This is a genomic window from Streptomyces sp. NBC_00223 (assembly GCF_036199905.1).
GTDB lineage: Bacteria > Actinomycetota > Actinomycetes > Streptomycetales > Streptomycetaceae > Actinacidiphila.
This window is the reverse complement of sequence record NZ_CP108109.1, coordinates 1,100,347-1,120,488: the sequence shown is the minus strand read 5'-3', so window position 1 is coordinate 1,120,488 and position 20,142 is coordinate 1,100,347. Positions and strand designations below refer to the sequence as shown.

The 20,142-nt window shown below is 68.5% G+C and carries 20 protein-coding genes, 1 tRNA gene and 1 CRISPR repeat array; of the genes, 5 read left to right on the top strand and 16 right to left on the bottom strand.

Annotated elements, in window-relative coordinates; genetic code table 11:
- Window positions 1-211 precede the first annotated feature (211 nt).
- Window positions 212-883: a helix-turn-helix transcriptional regulator gene (locus OHA30_RS04625; RefSeq protein WP_328912511.1), complete on the bottom strand. Its 672-nt coding sequence runs from the start codon at window positions 881-883 to the stop codon at window positions 212-214.
- Between the two features lie 333 nt (window positions 884-1,216).
- Window positions 1,217-1,855: direct repeats of the CRISPR family, unit length 29 nt; unit sequence CGGCTCACCTCCGCTCGCGCGGAGAGCAC.
- A gap of 921 nt (window positions 1,856-2,776) precedes the next feature.
- On the opposite strand from OHA30_RS04625, the gene OHA30_RS04620 reads away from it, so the two are divergent.
- Window positions 2,777-3,163 carry an HIT domain-containing protein gene (locus OHA30_RS04620; RefSeq protein WP_328912510.1) on the top strand — a complete coding sequence of 129 codons (387 nt, stop codon included), beginning with the start codon at window positions 2,777-2,779 and terminating at the stop codon, window positions 3,161-3,163.
- A gap of 15 nt (window positions 3,164-3,178) precedes the next feature.
- On the opposite strand, the gene OHA30_RS04615 is transcribed toward OHA30_RS04620, so the two are convergent.
- The 15 genes from OHA30_RS04615 to OHA30_RS04545 all read right to left on the bottom strand — a co-directional run bounded on the left by OHA30_RS04615 (window position 3,179) and on the right by OHA30_RS04545 (window position 15,519).
- Complete coding sequence (locus OHA30_RS04615; RefSeq protein WP_328912509.1) at window positions 3,179-4,285, bottom strand: UDP-N-acetylglucosamine--N-acetylmuramyl-(pentapeptide) pyrophosphoryl-undecaprenol N-acetylglucosamine transferase; 1,107 nt, start codon at window positions 4,283-4,285, stop codon at window positions 3,179-3,181.
- A 118-nt stretch (window positions 4,286-4,403) separates the two neighbouring features.
- A tRNA-Thr gene (locus OHA30_RS04610) sits at window positions 4,404-4,477 on the bottom strand.
- 193 nt (window positions 4,478-4,670) lie between these two features.
- Window positions 4,671-6,323, bottom strand: coding sequence for a proline--tRNA ligase (locus OHA30_RS04605; protein WP_328912508.1), 1,653 nt, complete (start codon window positions 6,321-6,323; stop codon window positions 4,671-4,673).
- Entirely contained in the window at window positions 6,316-7,428 is a 1,113-nt protein-coding gene (locus OHA30_RS04600; RefSeq protein WP_328912507.1) for a glycosyltransferase family 4 protein, read from the bottom strand. Before OHA30_RS04600 ends, OHA30_RS04605 begins: the two co-directional genes overlap by 8 nt.
- On the bottom strand, window positions 7,425-8,156 hold the full coding sequence (locus OHA30_RS04595; RefSeq protein WP_328912506.1) for a WbqC family protein: 732 nt from the start codon (window positions 8,154-8,156) through the stop codon (window positions 7,425-7,427). Before OHA30_RS04595 ends, OHA30_RS04600 begins: the two co-directional genes overlap by 4 nt.
- A complete protein-coding gene (locus OHA30_RS04590; RefSeq protein WP_328912505.1) occupies window positions 8,153-8,851 on the bottom strand; it encodes a PIG-L deacetylase family protein in 699 nt (232 codons plus the stop codon). Before OHA30_RS04590 ends, OHA30_RS04595 begins: the two co-directional genes overlap by 4 nt.
- Window positions 8,852-8,877: 26 nt before the next feature.
- Complete coding sequence (gene dcd / locus OHA30_RS04585) at window positions 8,878-9,402, bottom strand: dCTP deaminase (protein ID WP_328912504.1); 525 nt, start codon at window positions 9,400-9,402, stop codon at window positions 8,878-8,880.
- Window positions 9,399-9,944: a dCTP deaminase gene (locus OHA30_RS04580; RefSeq protein WP_328912503.1), complete on the bottom strand. Its 546-nt coding sequence runs from the start codon at window positions 9,942-9,944 to the stop codon at window positions 9,399-9,401. The genes dcd and OHA30_RS04580 overlap by 4 nt, the downstream gene beginning before the upstream one ends.
- Window positions 9,941-10,762 (bottom strand): TauD/TfdA family dioxygenase, encoded by an 822-nt coding sequence (locus OHA30_RS04575; RefSeq protein ID WP_328912502.1) that lies wholly within the window; start codon window positions 10,760-10,762, stop codon window positions 9,941-9,943. The genes OHA30_RS04580 and OHA30_RS04575 overlap by 4 nt, the downstream gene beginning before the upstream one ends.
- Window positions 10,759-11,946, bottom strand: coding sequence for a metallophosphoesterase (locus OHA30_RS04570; protein WP_328912501.1), 1,188 nt, complete (start codon window positions 11,944-11,946; stop codon window positions 10,759-10,761). The genes OHA30_RS04575 and OHA30_RS04570 overlap by 4 nt, the downstream gene beginning before the upstream one ends.
- On the bottom strand, window positions 11,943-12,569 hold the full coding sequence (locus tag OHA30_RS04565) for an rRNA adenine N-6-methyltransferase family protein (RefSeq protein WP_328912500.1): 627 nt from the start codon (window positions 12,567-12,569) through the stop codon (window positions 11,943-11,945). Before OHA30_RS04565 ends, OHA30_RS04570 begins: the two co-directional genes overlap by 4 nt.
- A gap of 208 nt (window positions 12,570-12,777) precedes the next feature.
- Window positions 12,778-13,482, bottom strand: a complete 705-nt coding sequence (locus OHA30_RS04560) for a hypothetical protein (protein ID WP_328912499.1) — start codon at window positions 13,480-13,482, stop codon at window positions 12,778-12,780.
- A gap of 99 nt (window positions 13,483-13,581) precedes the next feature.
- On the bottom strand, window positions 13,582-14,406 hold the full coding sequence (locus tag OHA30_RS04555; protein WP_328912498.1) for a hypothetical protein: 825 nt from the start codon (window positions 14,404-14,406) through the stop codon (window positions 13,582-13,584).
- Window positions 14,407-14,528: 122 nt separating this feature from the next.
- Complete coding sequence (locus OHA30_RS04550) at window positions 14,529-14,945, bottom strand: hypothetical protein (RefSeq protein WP_328912497.1); 417 nt, start codon at window positions 14,943-14,945, stop codon at window positions 14,529-14,531.
- 112 nt (window positions 14,946-15,057) lie between these two features.
- Complete coding sequence (locus OHA30_RS04545; RefSeq protein ID WP_328912496.1) at window positions 15,058-15,519, bottom strand: hypothetical protein; 462 nt, start codon at window positions 15,517-15,519, stop codon at window positions 15,058-15,060.
- Between the two features lie 236 nt (window positions 15,520-15,755).
- Between OHA30_RS04545 and OHA30_RS04540 the strand changes: the two genes are divergently transcribed.
- The 4 genes from OHA30_RS04540 (at window position 15,756) to OHA30_RS04525 (ending at window position 20,128) form a co-directional block, all read left to right on the top strand.
- Window positions 15,756-17,147 (top strand): tetratricopeptide repeat protein, encoded by a 1,392-nt coding sequence (locus tag OHA30_RS04540; protein ID WP_328912495.1) that lies wholly within the window; start codon window positions 15,756-15,758, stop codon window positions 17,145-17,147.
- A 72-nt stretch (window positions 17,148-17,219) separates the two neighbouring features.
- Window positions 17,220-17,711: an SAM-dependent methyltransferase gene (locus tag OHA30_RS04535; RefSeq protein ID WP_328912494.1), complete on the top strand. Its 492-nt coding sequence runs from the start codon at window positions 17,220-17,222 to the stop codon at window positions 17,709-17,711.
- Between the two features lie 601 nt (window positions 17,712-18,312).
- Entirely contained in the window at window positions 18,313-18,984 is a 672-nt protein-coding gene (locus tag OHA30_RS04530) for a hypothetical protein (protein ID WP_328912493.1), read from the top strand.
- A 247-nt stretch (window positions 18,985-19,231) separates the two neighbouring features.
- Complete coding sequence (locus OHA30_RS04525) at window positions 19,232-20,128, top strand: helix-turn-helix transcriptional regulator (RefSeq protein WP_328912492.1); 897 nt, start codon at window positions 19,232-19,234, stop codon at window positions 20,126-20,128.
- The last annotated feature ends 14 nt before the right edge of the window (window positions 20,129-20,142 follow it).

Here is a 20,142-nt window from a genome sequence, read left to right as displayed (position 1 = left end):
CGTGCGTTGTGAAACGTGCGGTGAGGGAGTGAGGTCTCCGGGGCGGTGGGATGCTTGGCGGCTTTCATGCCGCCTCGGAGACTGATCGGGCCGACTGGACTGCCCGCGCGGGAGTCCGGTGCGGGAGTGCTGCGGGCTGTTGGTCTGTTGGCCGGTGGGGTGTGTTCGGGGGCCGGGGCAGCGCTGGGCTATCCACGGCCGGAGCCGCTTTTCACCGGGCGTCCTCGGGTGAGTCGTCCGAGTGGTCTGAGCCGTCTGCCTGGTCGACGAACGCCAGTTCGCCGGGCAGGGCCGGAGGGACGAGTCCGCGCTCGCGCATCCGCCCGCGGAAAGCGCGCAGCTCCTGGCAGTCCTCGAAGGCGTGCTCCTCGTATCCCTCGGCGCGTTGCAGGAGGGTGGCTCTGCGGGCCCGGTCCAAGGTGGTGCTCGCCGTGCGCCGCCGTTCCCTGGCCAGGGCGTAGGAGGATGTCGCGGCGGCCACCAGGTCCCCGTGATGGCGGAAGACGTCGAGGACGTCCCGGGCGGTGCCTTCGGCCGCGGACCGCTCCAGAGGGGTCTCGCCGGTGAACCAGGCCAGCGCGTCCCACGTGGACACCTCCCGGCCCGGCAGGACTTCCACGGTGGCGGCGGCACCGAGCGGGAAGAGCAGGCTCACCGGCGGCACGCCCAGGACATCGGCCAGTACGAGAAGGTCCGCGACGGCGATGCTCGCCTTGCGCCCGGACTCCAGGTTCTTCATGGAGTGCTCGGTGAACTCCGCCCAACCGCGCTCGGCGCAGCCCTGGGCGACTTCGCCCATGGTGAGCCCGGCGGCCCTGCGCGCCTCCCGTACCCCCCGGGCGACCCGAGCGGTGAGCGCCGTCGGCCATTGATCAGGTGTCATGGAGGCACTTTATGTCGAGAGAAAGTGTCGAGACAACTGTTATGCAAGCTCGTTGTGGTGTTGCGACACCGAATCTTTATGTGACGGCGTCGTGGAGGCGCCCGTCTCGTCTCGTGAAGTGCGGAGATGGGGCGGCGCACTGCTCGCCGGCGGTACGGCAACAGGCGGATGCCGGCCTCCTCCACGGATAGCCGAGGCGAGGCCGGAAGCCCAGGGAACTGCGGGGTCGCGCTCCTAGCGGGAACTGAGCCTGCGGTAACCGCCAACTCCTGCGGCTGACCCCCGCATGCGCGAAGACCAATCCGACCGGATCACCGCCGTCCTGCCCGCAGAGGGCTCACCTCCGCTCGCGCGGAGAGCACGTGGACGCGGTAGAAGGTGGCCATACGACAAACGGCTCACCTCCGCTCGCGCGGAGAGCACGAGGCGGTAGGCGGCGGCCATGTGGCGGACGGCGGCTCACCTCCGCTCGCGCGGAGAGCACTTCTTGGTGGTGTCGTGCACGGCCTTGACGGCCGGCTCACCTCCGCTCGCGCGGAGAGCACCTCGCCACGAAGGTCGGCCCGGCGATGGACGCTGGCTCACCTCCGCTCGCGCGGAGAGCACATCTGGGCCTGGGTAGTAGCGTCCATCGGGCCCGGCTCACCTCCGCTCGCGCGGAGAGCACCCGTGCACCCGCTGCCGGGCGCCCTGCTGCACCGGCTCACCTCCGCTCGCGCGGAGAGCACGACCGTAACGCCTACCGCGACGATCTCGGCTACGGCTCACCTCCGCTCGCGCGGAGAGCACCGTGCCGCCGTCCTCATCGGGCACCGGGCTGTCGGCTCACCTCCGCTCGCGCGGAGAGCACGTGGACGCGGTAGAAGGTGGCCATACGACAAACGGCTCACCTCCGCTCGCGTGGAGAGCACTGCCGTGGGCCACGATGGTGGGATGGCTATGACGGCTCACCTCCGCTCGCGCGGAGAGCACACTTCCTGACCTGGGCTTTCAGAAGGGGTTTGCAATTTCTTTGCCTGATGGTGTGGCTGCCGAGGTCCCTTGCCAGGCTCCATCTTTGTACCGCATGGCACGGATTGTAGGGCTGGGGCCTACGAGGTAGGTGGTCCGGTCTCCGGGCTTGGTGTCAGTGGTGTCTGCTGCTTGTGGAGTGTGGAGAACGGCGAGGATGTGGGGTACCCGGTCGGTCGGGTGGATGGCCGGATATGGGGGAGGGGACACGGCGGCGCGTTGCGGCCGCGCTGGGACTGGGGGAGACGCAGACGCGGATCGTGCTGTCGTTCTGGGCCGGTAGCTTCCTCGGCATGTTCCCTTTCCTTCCCAGTACCCCCAACCCCAGCGGGACCTCGCCGATGCGCTGAGTGCTGCGCCGACGCCGTCGGCCGGGTCGGTTTGGCTGCGGTCGTCGCTTCGATACGCGTGAGCTGGCCGCCCGATCCCCGCTACCCCCGTGGTGCGTCGTCGACTTCGCGGCCCCGAGGTCATCGGTGCAGGGCGTCGATCAGAACCCGGCGTACAGCCCGACTCGTCTGCCGCTACCTGCGGCTTCGCCCGTGAAAGGGCCTCCGACCTGTGTCGGAGGCCCTTTCAGCTCTTTCGGCGGGTTGCTGTCTTAGGCAGCGAAAAGTCCCTCGGTGCTCCCTCGGGCAGAGCTGAAAGTCCCTGAAAAGTCCCTGGGGCGGGTAGGTGCGGAGGGCAGCGGGCCAGGCGGTTCGTACTCCGTGAACTCCGGTCTCGGCGTGTCGAGGGGTAGGAGGCTGAGGCGTCGATGTGCAGGCAGGCGGCACGTCAACCGCGCCTGGCGATACGTTCCGTGTCGGCTGGCGAGGTCCGTGGGAGCGGGACGGGTAGGGTGGCGGCGATCTCGCCGCCAGATAGGGAGAGCTACGTACCGTGACCGCTGCCGTGGGCTCGTCGACTTCGGACTTCTACTGTCACCAGGCCGTTTCCGGGCTTACGCCGGTCAAGGTGGTGGTGGAGACGGAGCGGGTGCTCGCGTTCGAGCACACGAACCCGGCCTACCCGGTACATGTCGTGGTGGTGCCGAAGGAGCACACGCCGTCCCTGGTCGATCTCGGGGACGGGGGTGAGGAGTTGCTCGGCGAGGTGATGGCGGTCGTCCGGCAGGTGGCCGCGCGGGTGGAGGCGGAGCACGGTGCGGCTTCCGTCACCACGAACGTCGGGCTCTATCAGGAATCCCGGCACCTGCACTTCCACGTGTATCACCGTGGGGAGTCCGAGGAGCAGATCCTCGCGATGTACGGGCACCACGACGGCTGACGTCCTACCGGGGGGCTACCGGGCGTGCAGTGCCCGCCGGGGCCGGGCCGCCGCCACGGTTTCCCGCGCGATGAGGTCGGAAGCACGGTGGACGGCCTGTGGGTCGGGCTGCTCTGGCGAAGAGGTCCCGAGGCCGGCGGCCAGTTCCGTGCACGCCTTGGCAAGCGACGCTCCGCCCCGCAGTTCCTCGTCGTCGGGGATCACGATGCACTGTCCGGGGTGGCGGCGGGCGTAGGCGTCGGCGTTGTCGAGCTGGTCGCCGCGACTGACTGCCGCGGGGAGCGGGATGAGGACGGCCCGTTTGCCGAGCGCTTCGATTTCCGCGAGCGTTGTTGCCCCGGCGCGTCCGATGACGAGGTCGGCGAGCCACAGCGCGTCGGCCATCTCTTCGTGCAGGTACTCCAGTTGCCGGTACCCCGGCACGTCGTCGAGGGAAGGGTCGAGGTTGCCCTTGCCTCGGACGTGGATGACCGCGAAGCGCGCGCACAAGGTGGTGAGCTGGCTGGTGACGGCGTCGTTGATGCGCTGGGACCCACTGCTGCCGCAGAAGATGAGCAGGACGGGCCGCGCCGGGATGCCGAGGCGCCGGCGCAGCCGCTCGGGGTTGCCGGAGGCGAGATCGTGGCGCAGCGGAAGGCCGGTGACGACGGACTTGCGGGACAGCCATCGTGGCGTGTCGGCAGGGGGCGTGACGGACAGGCATACCCGGTCGGCCATCCGGGCGACGATCTTGTTGGCGAGCCCGAGGGAGTGGTCGGACTCGTGGACCACGATCGGAACGCGGCAGAGCCAGGCGGCGATTCCGACCGGCACGGAGACGTAACTGCCTTTGGAGAACAGGGCATCGGGCCGCTCGCGGCGCATGGCCAGGACGGCGGCCCCGATGCCTCGCAGCACCGTGAAGGGCATCAGGACGTTGCTCCACGAGCCGTAGCGTTTCAAACCCGCGGAAGGTACGGGCCGGAACGGGATTCCGGTCTTTTTGGCGTATTCGTGTTCGATACTGTCGGCGCGCCCGAAGAACACCAGTTCCGTGGCTCCCTGGGCGGGGAGTCGGTTCGCTACTGCGAGAGCGGGCACGACGTGCCCGGCGCTTCCGCCGCCAGTAATTCCGATTTTCATCTGCACCGCACCTGGTCTGCGTAATTGTCGTTGCGTTTGGTCTCTGGGTGTCTGGTCTCTCGGCGGCCTGCATGAGCTGCTGGGGCTGGGCGCCCCCGGCCGCCAGTGCCAGAGGGTTTGGTCGGGTCGGCTGGAGTTGAACCAGCTCCTCGGCAACACTTATGCCGTGCTCCGCCGTTGAGCTACAACCCGGTGACTGATTCGAGGCTAGAGGTAAAGAGACGGGTGGTCAATTCGGAGATCAGTATCGTCGGCGGGTTTCAGTCATTCGATTTCTCGGTTCTGCGCCGGGTTTTCCTTGGAATTTCGGCAGCCGAATTCTGTCGCCGTTCAGACTGTCGAACGGCGACATGAAAGGTGTTCTGCGCCTTTGGCGCGGAGCGGATTAGCGTGGGCTCCAGGTGTCGGGGATCTGGCTGATTGGTGTTCGGCGGGTCCGGGTGGTCCACCGGTTGATGAGTTCGACCTCGTCGCCGTGCTGCCGCGGGGAGAGGACCAGGGTGTGCGGGAGGCCGAGGAGACGGGCGTACCGGAATTTCTCGCCGGCCGGTTCGGGCCGGTCGTCGACGAACAGGGCGGCACCGCGTCCGCGCAGGTGCTGTACGACGAGGTCGGTGCGTTCACGCATGGCGGGCAGGTCGGGGCGCAGGACGGTGATGTGGAGGTCGGCCGGCGAGGTTTCGGGCTTCCACCGCAGGCCGTTGCTGTCGCGGTGGAGGTCGGCGAGGGTCTGCAGGCAGCGGGTGATACCGATGCCGGAGCAGGCCGAGTAGGGGGTATGCGAGGTGCCGTGATCGTCGGTGAAGGACAGATTCATCGAGGTGGCGTACTGGGTGCCGAGTTCGAAGACGTGGGCGAGTTCGATGGCGCCGGCCTCGCGGTAGTTGCCGTCTTCGCAGCGGCTGCACCCCATGCCCGCGGCTGAGCGGTGGAGGTCGACGGCTGTGGGCGACAGAGCGCCGAGGTCCTTCGTGTCCGTCCAGGTGACATTGTGGCGAAGGCCGCTGACGCCGTCGGAGATGGCGAAGATCTCCAGGTGGGCGACGGAGTCGTCGAAGAAGACGGTCGTGCCGGTGCAGTCCCAGGGGGTGAGGGTGCCGGCTTCCTTGCCGAAGAGTTCAGGCAGTTGGGCGGGATTCAGGAGAGCCACGCGGGCGGCGCCGGTGGCGGCGGCGAGTTTGCGGGAGCTGACCTGCAAGTCGGAGCGGATGGCCACAGCTGCCGGGGCGACAGAGCCGTCGTGGGCGGTGAGGGCGAAGGCGATGATGTTGACGACCGGGTTGGCCTGCGGGACGGCCTTCCCCCGCAGGACGGCGTGGTCGCCGCGGTGACCGCAGTGATCGCAGACCAGGATGGTGCTCTGCCCGGTGTCACCGAGGACGAGGTGCTCGGTGGACGGCCCTGCCGAGATGCTGCCGCCGTCGGCCGCGGCTTGAAAGACGCCAGTCAGGCCCATGCGCGCCAAGGCTGTTCGGCAGGCATCGTTGAGGATGCGGATCGACGCGTACATCGCTTGAGGGTCGGTGTCGAAGGTGTACGCGTCGGCCATGGTGAACTCGCGGCCGCGCATCAGCCCGCCGCGTGGAGCGATCTCGTCGCGGAACTTGGTGGTACTCAGGAACAGCCGTACGGGGAGGTCGTGGTGGGAGCGCAGGCGGTCGCGCACCGTGGCGGCGGCGATCTCCTCTGAGGTCGGGGCCAGGCACATTTCCTCACCGCCTCTGCTCGTGGAGGTGAGGAGTGCGCCTTCGGACTGGTAGACGTCCCACCGGCCGGACTGCTCCCACAGCGAGCGGCTTTGCAGCGTGGGAAACGCGACAGTATTCGCACCGCGTTCCTCGAACGCCGTCCGGGCGAGCCGGGTCAGCCGGTCGTGGACCCGCAGTCCGAGTGGCAGCAGGGTGAACACGCCGGTGGCGTCGGTTTTGGCGACGTAGCCCAGGGATTCCAGCAGGTCCAGCGTGGAAAGGGACGCGTTGGCCGCTCGGCGGCGTACGGGAGGCCACAAGCGGCTTGCGTACAGCGGGGTCTCAGACACGGCGCACCTCCAGCACGGTGTTGGACAGGTCGCGCAAGTGCGTGGCGGTCGCCCTGATGTCATGGCGTCGGGCGCTGACGGCTGCGGCGATGCCCAGGTCGTGGCGCAGATCGGTGTCCTCGGCGAGCTGGTCGACGCACGCGGCCAGGGCGGCGGCGTCGCCGGGCCGGTAGGCGAGGGCGCCGGCGCCGAGCGTCTGACGCAGGCCCGGCAGGTCACCGTAGACGACCGGGAGCCCGTGGGCCTGAGCCTCGACGGCGACCAGGCCGAACGCTTCCAGCTGCTTGGTGGTGAACAAGAATGCGTCGAAGTCGGCGAAGCGCTGCCACAGTGCCTCGCGGGTCATGAAGGGCTCGAAGCGGACCTGGCCGGCAAGGTCGAGGTTGGTGGCCTGGGCGGTGAGGCCGGGCAGTTCGCTGCCGCTGCCGATGATGGTGAGATGGTGCTTGTCGGCGGTGAGCGCCATGGCCTCGATCGCGGTGGCCGTGGACTTGTTCGCGTCCAGGCGCCCCGCATGCAGCAGCCGCAGGCGGCGCGTGTCGGTGAGCCGAGCGGCTGTGGGGTGCTCCGGCAGGGGAATTCCCCAGGGAATGGCGATCAGGCGCTCGGTGAACCTCCCCTGGGTGAGGGCGTCCACCTGGTCGGCCATCGCGGTGTTCGTTACGGCGACCGCGGTACTGGCCGTGACGACCTCGGTCAGGGCGTCGCGGGCCTGGTCGTTTTCGGTGGCGGCGATGATGTCGGTGCCGTGCGCGATGGAGATGAGCGGGGTATTGCCTGCGGCGCGGGCGAAGGCGAGAGCGAGCCCGAAGCCCAAGTGCTGCGCGTGGATCAGGTGGGGGCGCCAGATGCGTACGAACCGTTCGACCTCGTCCGTCAACTTCTCGGCGTACCGGGCGAAGCGCGGCCCGTAGGGGTGCTTGGCCGCGCGGAGGTCGATGGTCTCCTCGAAGCCGTGGGGCCACGTGTCGGAGCCGGGCATGGCCATGAACGCGGTGCGGAAGTCGGGGGCGAGCTGCCGGTACACGTCGTTGGCCCAGATGGTGGAGCCGCAGGACGGCTCCAGGGGCAGGTCGATGCCGGTCAGGAGGCGGGGGCGGATCATCGTGCTTCTCCCGTGTCTGCGGTGGGGCGGTAGGAGCACAGGCCGGCGCGCAGCATCGCGGACACCCCGGCCCAGCCGATCGAGCAGGCCGCGTCAACGACGGACAGGCCCGGTGCGAAGCCCTGTTTCTGCCAGGGCTGGGCGTAGCGCGGATGGCGATCGGTGAACTCGTTCCAGATGACGGTGACGCGCTCGGCGAGCGCCGCGGTGTCGAGGTATTGCCGTGTGCCCGAGCCCGCCCACAGAGTCGTCTCGTCGGCGGCCTCACAAATGAGGGCCAGGCGCTCGGTCTTGTCGTCGGATTCCGTGAGGGTCATCTGGGACGTGAGGAGCAGGGAGGCCCGGGAACCGAGCGCGAGCGCGATCTGCGTGACGAGGTCGAGGGTGAGGTCGGCCAGCCACCGGTGTCCTGCGGACAGCGGCGGGGCGAGGACCTGGAGGGCCTCGTCGATGTACGTGGTTCGTCCGTACGCAAGGCGGATGCCCTTGATCGTGGCTGTGGGGTCAAAGCTCTCGGCGATTCGGGTGTCGCGGATGAGCTGCCCGTTCTTGTGGGAGACGGGGACGGTGATCCAGGCGATGCCGTTGGCCGTCTTGATCCGGTTGCGGTTCTGCCAGCCGCGTTCGGTGAACTGCACGTCGTCGTAGAGCGCGAGGGTGGAGCAGGCGAGCAGCGCTTCGCAGAAGCCGAGCCACGGCAGGAAGGGCGGCTGTTCGATGTGGATCACGTGCGCTCCTGTTCTGGTGGCGGGTTCAGCAGGGTGAGCAGGGGCGTCTCGAACGCCTCGAACGCGCGCCCCGCCGCGGAGGCAGTGGGGCGCAGCCGCCAGCCGGCCGCCGCTGCCCGATGGCGGGTGTAGTTCTCCTCCAGGTACCAGCGGCCTTCTTGAGTCTTGTGACGGGCCAGCGCTTTGACCTTGTCGTCGAGGAAGACAGTGATGTCGACCAGGACAGTGGGAGCGAAGTTGCTGCGGGGGGAGTGGGGCTCGCCGTAGAGCACGGTTCGACAGGACGGCACGCGGGTGACGGCGTTGGCGGTGGCCGTCGCGAGCGCGAGATGGTCCTGGTGGTCGTTGCCCGCGTGCGGGCTGTGAGTGATGACGGTCGTACAGCCCAGGCGCACGAGTTCTCCTTCGACGGCGGAGACCAGACCGCGGTCGGAGTGCAGCGAGCTGTCGGCAAGGCCGAGCCAGGCCAGCTCGACACCCGTGCCGTCCCAGGCCGCCTCGACCTCGCGTGTACGTGTGCCTTCGGTGAGACGGACGCCGCGCGCGGCGTCCGTGAGGGAGACACCGTTGGCGCCGCGGGTCGCGATCAGCACGGTGACCTCGGCACCGAGGTGGTGATAGCGGCGAAGGGTTCCATAGGCGAGCAGTTCGGCGTCATCGGGGTGCGCCACCACCGCCACGACGTGTTCGTCCACGCTCAGGTCCTCAGCGGGCACAGGGGTCACCGCCCCTCGAAGTCGCGATGGATCTGCGAGGCCATCGGCTGCTCGGCACCTTGGTACTTGCCGTCGTACAGGACGATCTCGCCCTGGACTGCCCAGAATGTGACCTGTCCGATTCGCAGCCCCGGGTAGATCCTCACCGGCCGGACCGCGTGCAGTTGCAGCGTGAGATGGCTGTGGGAGCCGATGTCGATCAGATCGGCGGTGACGTGGACGAACAGGCCCAGCCTCGCAACACTGCTACGGGCACGGATGATGGGCACGAAGTGGTCGCTGCCGATGCGCTCCGCGGTGGCGGCGAGGTAGATCCGGTCAGGAGAGAGGAGCAGGCCCTCGGGCGGGATCGTGTGGATCCCGAACGCGTTCTCCCGCGCGCAGTCGAGGTGAGTCTCGGTGTACCAGCCAATGGTGGTGCCGAGGTGGAAGTCGTAGCTGTTGGGGCTCAGGAGGACGGGATCGAACGGATCGATCTCGATCTCTCCGCTCCTGACCCGGGCGTGGATCTCCGGTCCGGTGAGGATCACGCCGCGCTCCCCTCTTGCACCGCGATGCCGGCCAGGGCGCTGGGGGAGCAGGGGGACGGATCGTCGAGCCTGCCGTAGTAGCCGACGTAAGGCGCCCCGGCACCCACCCTTTCCCAGAACGACACCTGGCCCATGCGCATCCCGGCGTAGACGGTGAGGTGCTGGACGACGACGATCTCCAGCGTCCACCGGTGCAGCGCGCCGAGTTGCGCGAGATCGGCGGAGATCTGAAGGAAGCAGCCGAGACGTCCGAGCGAGGACCGCCCGATGAGGCTCGCCACGTAGCGGGGGCTGCCGATCCGCTCGACCGTCGCACCGAGGTAGACAGTGCCCGGTTGGAGCTCGAACCCACTCGACGGAATACGGATGGTCTCCAGTTCCGTGTCCTGGCGAGGGTCGGCAGGCCCGCCGACAGCCACCTTCAGCACGTCACCGAGACGGTAGTTGTAGCTGTTGGGATTGAGCTGGTCCGGGTCGAACGGGTCGATGGTGATCTCCCCGCGGTCCACGGCGTGCCGGATGGCGGGTCCGGTGAGGATCACAGAGCACCTCCGAGGCCCGCCTGGCCCACGTAGCCCTGCTTGAGCAGGCGCCGTTGCCCGGGCGGAATCGCTTCCTGGCCCGTCCCCAGCGGCAGTCGGCCGTGCGCGTAACGCCACTGGTCGAAGACGAGCAACTGCCCCGGGAGCAGCCGGACGGCGAAGTGGCGCTCGTATACGGCGCTGACGAGCCGGTCGAACGCCTCGGTGAAGTAGGGAATGGTGCTGTTGTCCGCCTCGACGAGTTCTCCGTGCCGCAGGTGGAAGAGCATTTTGCTGGTGAAGCGGATCGGCGCGGTGCCATCGATCCTCGCGGGCAGCACCGCGAACCGGTTCAGGCTCTCACCGACGCCGTGGACACCCTTGTCGGCCCAGTAGGAGAACAGAGGAAGGCTGAGCAGGCTCCGGTCGGCGGAAGTCACGTCGCCGGCGGCGGCCCACAGGTCGGACAGGGCCGAGGCTCCCCCTTTCCGTGGGTCGTCGCGGACGCAGTACAGAGCGATGTACCGCGGGCTCAACTCGCGATCCACGAGGTCGACGTGCAGCCGGTTCTCGCCGACGCCGTGGGTCCGTGCGGGGTCGGCGTCGAGGCGCACCTCCAAGTCGCTCCAGCAGCCGTCCTCCGGGTAGACGCTCAGCACCGGACCGAGAGCCGACAGCAGCCCCAGGCCGAGTTCGAGGTTGCGGCGGTGGTCAGTGTCTTCGGGGAAGGAGATCAACGCGACTCCGGCTCCCTCGCCGGTGAGCCGGGCAGCGAACTCGCGTGGTGCGGTGGGGCCGTGCGAGAGCTCGTGGCCGTCAAGGGCCAGCACGTCGCTCATAAGGACTCCATAACGAGATCGGTGAGTATGCCGCGCAGCGTGCGCGGCGGGACGACGGGCCGGGCCGCAACGCCCAGCCGTTCGGCGAGATAGCTCGTGGTCGCCACGGCCCGCGCTGTGCCCGCACCGCTGGCCGAGGAGTACATGACAGGCTCTTCGCCGAGCAGACGCAGCCGTTTCCGGACCGTTTCCGTGTGGTGGACACCGTCCAGAAGTACGAGGTCGGCGTCGAAGGGAGCACAGCTTGAGAGGGCCTGGCGGGTGACGGCCTCCGGTAGCCCTCCGCGAAGGCTCCACAGGCTGAAGACGAAGGCATCGGCACCGGTCACGGCCTGGGCTCGCTCGGCCAGCAGGCGCGCGACATCCCCGCGGCCTGGGATCGGCGCACGCAGAGTGCCGATCAACCTGGCTCCCCAGGTCGCGTACCGGGACAGCGCCTCCTCCAGTCCGTCCGGGTCCGAGGCATCCGCGGTTGCCGGGAGGGTCTCGATGGTGAAGCGGTCACCTCCGCCGGAGCCGACGTCGACGCGCAGTAGCCCCTGGCCGGTGTGCGGGGCCTTGACGACATGCCTGCCGGCGGATGCCCAGTGGTACCAGGCGCTGTGGCAGTGCCCGGAAAGGACCACTCGCAGCGGCCAGCTGTCTTCCTGATCGGCGACATCGAGAGCGAAACCTGTGTGGCTCACCCCGAGAACGAGATCGGCGCCGGCGGCCGTCAACCGGTCCCGCTCTGCCATGATCAGCTCCGCGGTCGGGTCCACGAAGTCGAACCCGGCACGCTCGGCGGCAGGGACGGCCTCGTACGCCTGCCGTCCGAGATACCCCACGATCCCCACCCGCGGTCCGGCCCCCGGGAGCAGCAGACCGCTCTCCCAGCGGCCGGCAAATCCTTGCGGCGGCCGGACATTCGCGCATACCACTGGCGGGAACAGGTCCGGATTCCGAAGCCGCATCAAATCTGCGAAGTCGTGGTTGCCCGGCACCAGCGCGTCGTACAGCTCCGCCAGCAGTGATTCCTCCACTTCTCCTTGCGAAAACTCGTGGAAGGCGGCGCCACCGAAGAAGTCCCCGGCGTCCACCACCCGCGCACCACGGGCCCGGTGCTCGCGCACAGCGGTCAGCAGGGCTCGCCCCTCGGGCACGCTGGAGTGGAAGTCGGTGGTGATGATCAGCGGTGGGTTCACTGGCGCCTCTCGATGGACACGACGCGCAGCGCCTCGGGAGCCTTCGGCCAGAACTCGAAGCGGGAGATCCCGTCGACTTCCCGCAGCCGCAGACCACCTGCCTCCTCTCCTGCCACCTGGTACTTCTCCAGAGTCCGGCTCGGAACGACCACCAGGCCCCGGGCTACCTTCGGCGTGGTGGCGAACACGTGGCGGGTGAGCGCCGCCGACAACTCCCAGTCGAACGGCATGATTGCCAGAAGTACGGTGTCGGCGCCGAGACCTTCGTGCAGGTCCACCTCGCGAACATCGGAGATGCTGACACGGGCCTGTCGGCCGAACGGGCGCAGCACGGCTTGGAGAATCCCTTCCAGCCGCCGGTCCTTCTCCACCGCCCAGATCCAGTGGCCGGTCTCTGCCACCGCTTCCGACAGCGTGCCCAGCCCGGCCCCAATTTCCAGGACCTGTCCCCGCTCCGGCAGTTCGGCACAGTCCAGGAGTCGGCGTGCCGCCTCCTTCGACCGCAGGAAGTGTTGGCCGAGGTCGGAACGAACGTCGAACCCCGCCCGCGCCAAAAGGTCGGCGGAGACCGGAACGACCGACGGGGGCGGTGTTTCCGCCCATTCATGGGGTTGTCGCGTCATGGGCGCGGACGTCCCTTCGAGGTTGAGTGGCCAGGTACTTACGGAGAGATCGCTCCCACTGGGCGGGGGAGACGTTCCGACCGAGCAGAGGTGAGGGCACCCACGTGGCGTGAGAAAGCAGCAGACCCGGACAGATCTGACAGCGGTCCGGCACGCACATCGGGGCATATGAGGGAACCGGGCCTGGGCTTCGCGGCTCGGACCGACGTCAGTCGTGACCGAGGTCGGCGAGTTCGTCTTCGAGGTCGATGACGGTGATCTGGTTGAGTTCGATGGCGTATTGGGCGCCGAGGAAGTAGTGGCGTTGGGGGTGGTTGAAGGGGATGATCGTCGGTTTCATGGCGGTGCCGCCTGGGGTGTGGGCGGGGGTGATGGTGAGGCCGGTGATGGTGTAGGGGGTGCCGAGCATTCCGGCGAGGCGGGGTGCGGCGACGCGCATGGCGACGTAGGTGTTGCGTTTGAGGTGGGGGCACAGGTCGATGGCCGTTTTGGCGTGGCGCAGGCAGACGGGCGGCTGGAAGGTGCGCAGGCCCTCCAACCGGGCCGCCTTGGGACGGGCTTTGGGGCCGAGGACGTCGATGAAGAGGGTGCCCTGTTCGGTGCGGCTGGGCTGTTCCTTGCAGACGTGGCAGAGCATGTGGGTGGCGCATTCGCGCTGGCGGGTGGGGTGGACCTGTTTCCAGTGGGGTTTGCCGGCGGGCCAGCCGGTCTGGTTGCGGTTCTGGGTGACGCGGGCGTAGAGGATTCCGCTGGGGTCGCGGTCCTCGTCCCGCTCGTCGGCGTAGCACAGGCCCAGGCCGTTGCGGAACGGCCGCAGGGCCAGTGAGCGGTCGGAGACGTCGTGCTCGTTCTCGCGCAGGGTGATGAAGGGAACGACGGGGGCCGCGCCGGGCGGTTGGGGGCTGGGGGTCACGGGGGTCGGGGGTCTTCCTGTGGGTGGTGGAGCGGGTGAGGCGGGGTGTTGGCGGGCGGAGGAGCGCAGATCCGGTCCTCCGCCCACTGTGTTTGTGCGCTATGCGGCGGTGCGGGTGAGGTGGTCGGTCAGGCGCGCGGTGTGGGGGAGGGGGAGGCCGTGCAGGAGGATGGCGGCTTCCTCGTGGCACCGGGGGCAGTACGGGGTGTAGGTGGCGTCGATGTCCCCGCCGCCGGTGACGGCTTTCACCGCGTCGGTGATGCGTGCAGCCAGTTCCCCGTATCCCCAGGGGGTGTTGGGGTACGCGGGGCCGTCCTCGGTGCTGCCGGTCAGCAGGCGCAGGAGGGTGCCGGCGTCGGGTACGTCGATGGAGCCCAGGACCACGGTGCCGGTGTCGACGTTGACCTGTTCGGCGTTGAGGCCGTGGGCGACGAGGGCGAAGCGGAGGTCGTCGGCGGCCAGGTGCAGGCGGGTGTGGCCGGTGGTGATGAGGTCGGCCAGGCGGGACACGGTGGCGTGGTCGGCCTCGCCCAGGGGGTAGCGGGGTCCGTCGGGTCCGGTGCGGGGTGTGCCGGGGTTCAGTTCCAGACCGACCGCGCGTGCGGTCTCCCGCAGCCGCTGGTCGGCACTGCCGGTGACGGGCGGGGTGACGGGCACGGGGGTGGCGTGCCGGGCGGCGACGATGAGGTCGGCCAGCGCCCGTACGGTCGTCTCGTCCGCCTCGCCCAGCAGGATGCGCCCGCCGTCCGGGGCGTGGTCGGACTCCTGGGGCGACAGGTGCAGGCCGGCGGTACGGGCCACGGTCAACAGCCGCACCCGCGCCCGCACACCGGCCGAGTACGGCCCGCCGGCGTGGGGCGCAACGGCGGTGGCGGTACTGCCGGAGGCGGGAGGGGCTGAAGGGGTGTGATGAAGCGGGTGCATGGTCGTTCCTCCGTTTGGGATGGGGTGCTCCGGTAGCGGACGCAACCGGAGAAGTCAGTACGTGGCAGGCGCCGGTCACGGACACGGTCACGGCGGCGGACCTCGACGGGAGTGGCCGAGGCTCATTTCTCAGCCTTGATGAGCCGGGCGGCCGACATCTGCTGCACCAGTTCCTCGGTCACTCGGGCAAGGCGACGCAGGTGGCCCAGTTCCGCGTGCGTGTCCCGCTCGGCACGTTTGACCAGGCACCGCACGAGGTTGCGTTCTCGAGCAACCGGGTCCGGCTCCGAGAGGGACGCGGCGGTCTTGACCGAGCGGGAGATCTCCGGGGTGAGCTGACCAGGCGGCGTGCTACGACCGATGCTGACGAGGTACGCCAGGGTCTTCCGGAGCCGCTCAGCGGTCTGCGCCAGCTCGACGGGCCCCGAGTCGGCGTGAGCGGTCTGTGCCATGTTCAAGTCGTCGAAGACTTCGTCCAACACCAGCGGAGACCACTTGCTCAAGCTGTCGAGAAGCCGCTTGAGTCCCGCAGCCTCCATGGGAGGGCTCCACCGAGGAATATCGACATCATGCTGTGGAACAGCGCTGACAAGGGACATGGGTAACTCCGGAAATGAAGGAATAGGGGCAGGCGGTCGATCGCGCGGGTGATCAGCGCGGGAGGCCGGCCCTACGAGTGCGGGTCACCTTCTCCAGGCCGTGAGCCAAGGTCGTGGCCTCCGGAAGGGGAAGCGGTTCCGGGCTGGAGCTGAGCCACGGCGGAGTGTCCCAGCGTGTGCCCGCCGTGGGAGGCAGCGTCAGCAGCCCATCGGGAACGGCCTCCACACGAGTGAAGTCGACGTTCGCGAGGAACTGGCCAGTTGCCATCCGAACGAGGAACGTCACCTCCTCCGGACGCCGGATGCACGGAATGCGCACATCGGCCCGCTCGATGAGCACCAGGGCGTCAAGTCCCAGCTCGTACGGCACACTCACCAGGTCGAAACCGGTGCACGGTGTACGGAGAACGACGGTCGGATCGTCGCCGAACAGCCGATCCGCCTCCTCCGCCCGGACAGGCACGCCATCCGCGAGGAGACTCCAGCCCAGCACGCTCTCGTAGGCGTGCAGCACGGCGGATCGATCGCTCGTCCGCGGCGGCCAGACGGGATTCGTCACCAGGTCCTCCAGTAGCGGTGCGGCACCGGGCCCGTGGCTCGGCGCGAACTGGACGGATCCCCCTCTCCCCGTGGGGTCGGAGGGAATACCGTTCACACTGAGCGAACCGCGATTCACAGTCAGTGGGTATCCCCGGAAGCTGTCGGATGCCGCTAACGCCGCTAAAGATCGTTTCGAGAGGGGGAGTCACCATGGCGCCGACACGCAACCTCCGGCTGGAGGCCGTCATCCGTGAGCTGGGCTGGCCGCAAGACCGCCTTGCCGCACACTTCCGCCGCGTCGCCGCCGAGAACGGCGCCCCGGACCTGCTGACCGTCACCCGCTCGCACATCTCCCAGTGGCTGCGCGGGTCGCGCCCCCGGGGACAGGCACCAACTATCTTGTGCGAGACGCTTTCTCGTGGGCTCGGTCGTGTCGTCACACTCGCCGACATCGGACTCCACGACGAAGCGGCGCCCACGCCCACCGTGCCGACGTGGGACATCGACACGGTGACGACCTTGGTGGATCTGGGGGCTTCGGACTTGGACATGAACCGGCGGCAGATCCTGGTGAACTCGGCCTACTCCGTGGCCGGGCTCACGCTTCCCCCGGATACGTGGTGGGACGAACGCCCTGCACGTGCGCGCGCTCGCCGCTCGACCACGGACATCGCCGTCACCGATGACGACGTCGAGAGTGTCCGGGAGATGACGACCTTCTTCTCCCAACGAGACCAGCGGCGCGGTGGGCGCGTCGGCCGGACTGCCCTGGTCGCCTACCTGCGCACTGAGGTCGCGGGTTATGTCCAGGGGCGCTTCACGTCCGAACGAACTCGGGTCCATCTGATGGCCGCCGCCGGAGAACTCGCCTACCTCGCAGGCTGGACGGCCTTTGATGCGAGCGAACACAGCCTGGCGCAGAGCTACTTCAAGCTCGCCCTGCAATTGACCGCCGAGGCCGACGACGGTCCCCTGGCCGGCCACATCCTGCGGGCCATGGCCCACCAGGCCGTCGACCTCGGACATCCGGCCGAGGCCCTGAATCTCTCCACGGCCTCTCTCCAGCGCAACCGGTACGACCTCGCATCTCCTCGGGAGAAGTCCCTCCTCGGTGTGGTGCACGCGCGAGCCGAAGCCGCCACTGGCGAACGATCCGGAGCCGCACGGGCTCTGGTCCGTGCCGAGGACGACCTTCGCGCCGCAGAAGATGGCACGGTGGACGAGCCCGGACGTGTTTTCTTCTTCTCCGAAGCCAGCCTTGCCCACGAGACAGCCTGCGCTCTCCGGGACCTCGGCGACATGGCCGGCGCCGAGCGGGAGTTCCATCGCAGCGTCCGGACCCGTCAGGCAGGCCCCTTCGCGCGAACCCACGCTGTGACGCTGGGCTACCTCGGCGAAGTACAGGTGCGCCGGGGACACCTCGACGAAGCGATTGCCACCTGGACCAGGGCGCTTGATGCTATGGGCGGCGTCCACTCAGGAAGAACCCGCGACATCGCCGTCCAGATGCGTCGATCCCTCTCACCCGTGCGCCACCGAGGAGGCACTGCCGCAGCCGAGCTGGACGACCGGGCCCGCACACTTCTCCACCGAGTAGGCTGAGCAAGCCGAAATTCCGAAAGGCTGCGGCGGGACGACGAGTCCGGTCCGGCCTGTTCGAAACGGGGGAGAGCCGTGTCTGACGGGCAGAAGCTTGTGATCGAGCCGATCGCCACGGTCGTCGGCGGCCACACCACTCCGAAGGACGACTACCAGGGCGGTGTCACCGCGATCATCCGGCTTCGCCCGGACTTCCCGACCGAGACGGTCCTGCGCCTGGAGACTTTCTCGCACCTGGAGATCGTGTGGCACTTCAGCCAGGCGTCCCCGGAAGACGTCGCGCTGCACGCACGTAGCCCCCGCAACAACCCGGGGTGGCCGGCGACCGGCACCTTCGTGCACCGCAATCACCGCCGCCCGAACCAGCTCGCGGTCTCCCACCCCCGCCTGCTGTGGGTCGAGGGTCTCGATCTGCACGTCACGGACCTGGACGCTGTCGACGGGACACCGGTCTACGACATCGCGCCGTACTTCCCGACGATGGGTCCCCAGGGGCCGGTACACGTCCCCTACTGGGTCACCGAGATGCTCGCCGACTACTGGACGCCCGCACGCGACGACGCCTGAGGGCGCCCGCGTGCCCGGCCCTGGCTGGTCGACTCCAAGGCGCTGGGAAGGGAGCAGCGTCGCTGACCGGCGGTTGGTGATCGTACAGAGACATTGTCCGTGGCGTAGACAACTGGCCCCAACACGACTTCGATATCGCAGTCCTGCGCCACGTCAGATGCCGTTGTTCTCTCCGGCTCGCAGTAGTCCGGGCTCCCTTCGGGCCCTGGCCGTCTCAAGAGGCATCGTCGTTCCCTCCTGCGCCTGATGGACACACCCTGCGGTTGCGGCATCAGTCGGCGGAGCTATAGCGGACTCATTGCGGGGAAGCCGCTGGCCGTCCATGTCGGACTGGAATGCCCCGGACGTGTTCTTTGTCACTTTCCGTGATTCCGTTGTGGCCCTTGTCGTGCGCAGTTCTTTTCCGGTCTTGTTCGACACTTCATCCGATGACTTGCCAGGCTGGCCAGTTGAGTTTTCCGGTCGGGCTTGCATACTGCGAAGTCCGGGTGTCTGCGCACGTCATCGGGACGGCTTAGGGAAATTGACGTGGGCCCGGTCCTCCGGTTTGAATCCCATCGATCTGGCAGGCCGCACCTGCGTGACGATGAGGGTGAGGGCCTTGGCAGAGGATCTGATGTCGAGCTGGGACAGCATTCGCCGCGCTGGTTTGACCGCCGGCTATGACCGCCTTGACGATCTCACTGTTCTGGACGCGAGCGTCATTATCGGCAGGCTGCTGAATCAGTGCCGATCCGCCCTGGCCGCTAGGAAGTTGGAAGTCACTGCCGCTGTGTGGGGGCTGGAACGGCTGATGGATTCCGCTGATTCCGTGCCGCTGGTGGACAGCGGCGACGTGGAATTGGTCAGCGGTGTGAGAAACGTGCAGCGGGTACTCGCTGATGTCACCGCGACCACGACCTTGTTCAGTCTGCTGCGGGAGCCGCTTCCGGCGGGCCGCACGGTGAGCGTGCTGCACGACCTGGCGCTGGCAGCCCGGGGGGTGAGCGTGCGCTCCGTCTACTGCGGGCAGGACACCGCACCGTCGCCGGAGCAGGTCCGCCACATGCGTCTTATGGCTGATGCGGGTGTCGAGGTACGGCTGGCGTCCCTCGTTCCGACCAACCTGGTCATTGTCGATCAGGAGAGCGTGATCCTGCCGGCCGACCCTGATCGACCCGCCGACGCCCTCGTCGTCGTGCGCGGCAGCGCCTGGGCCTGTCTCGCGGACCTGATCTTCCAGGACACCTGGCAGAGCGCCGCGGGAGCCCGGGTGACGGATCGCCTTCCGTAATCAGCGCAGTCCGGGCCTGCCTGACGATGTGTCGGCCCGGCCGGTGGGCTGTTGCCAGCACGAAAAAGGAACCGAACGTATGTCTGCGGACGTGTCGCGCCAGGAAACGGGACCTGTCCCGCCCCTCCCGCCCGCTGCGGCGGAAGAGGCGGTCCTGCGTCTCTATCTGGCCCTGCGCAGCCAGGGAGGCTCTCCGGCCGAAATCGCGGACAGAGCGGGGATACCTCCGGAGGACTTCGCCCGGCGTATGAGTGCTCTGGCGCAGTTGCGTCTGCTTGAGCCGCCGGGGCCGTCCGGCCAGTTGGTGACCCTGGATCCCGACACTGCACTGGTCCGGCTCTTCGAAGCGTACGAGCACCGGGTACAGACGCAGATCGATGAACTGGTGCGGCTCCAGCAGAGCGCCGAGACGCTGGTCCACACATTCCGCCCGGCCATCATGCGCCAGAACCTCGAAGTCGAGGTGGACGTCCTTCAGGCCGGCAGCCGGCAGGCCAAGATCCGTGCGCTCGTCGCAGGCGCGAGGACCAGCGCCTGGTCGATGCACCCGGGTCCGCTGCCTCCGGCGGAGATCCTGACCAGTTCCCTGGCCCATGACGCCGCGCTGATCGGCAGGGGCCTGCGGTTGCGGGCTGTCTACGCACAGAGCGCCGCGTCCAGTCAGCGGGGGCGCCGGTATCTCACGGCCCTGGCCGCCGCCGGCGCAGACGTGCGCCTGGTCCCGCAGCTCCCCTTCGACCTGGTGATCTACGACTCCCACACGGCACTGCTGCCCCAGGACCCGGCCCAGCCCGCAGGGCCGGGCCTCATCCTGAGGGGCTCGCGCCTCATGCCGACGTACATCGCGCTCTACGAGGACGTATGGCTGCGAGCTGTACGCTTCGCTCCCACCGGCCCGTCCGAGCCGCCCGCCGAATCCACGGTCGGCAAAGGCGCCCCCGTACTGCGCCTGCTCTCTCAGGGTCTGACCGATGATCAGATCGGCCGTCGCCTGGGCATCTCGGCGCGGACGGTCGGGCGCGCGGTCGCAGAGTTGATGGAGCAGATGGGCGCGGCCAGCCGCTTCCAGTTGGGCACGCTCGCCGCGACCCGCGGACTGCTCAACCCTGGGACGGACACCACCCCGGACCCTTCCGCCGACTGACGGCAGGCGGTGGT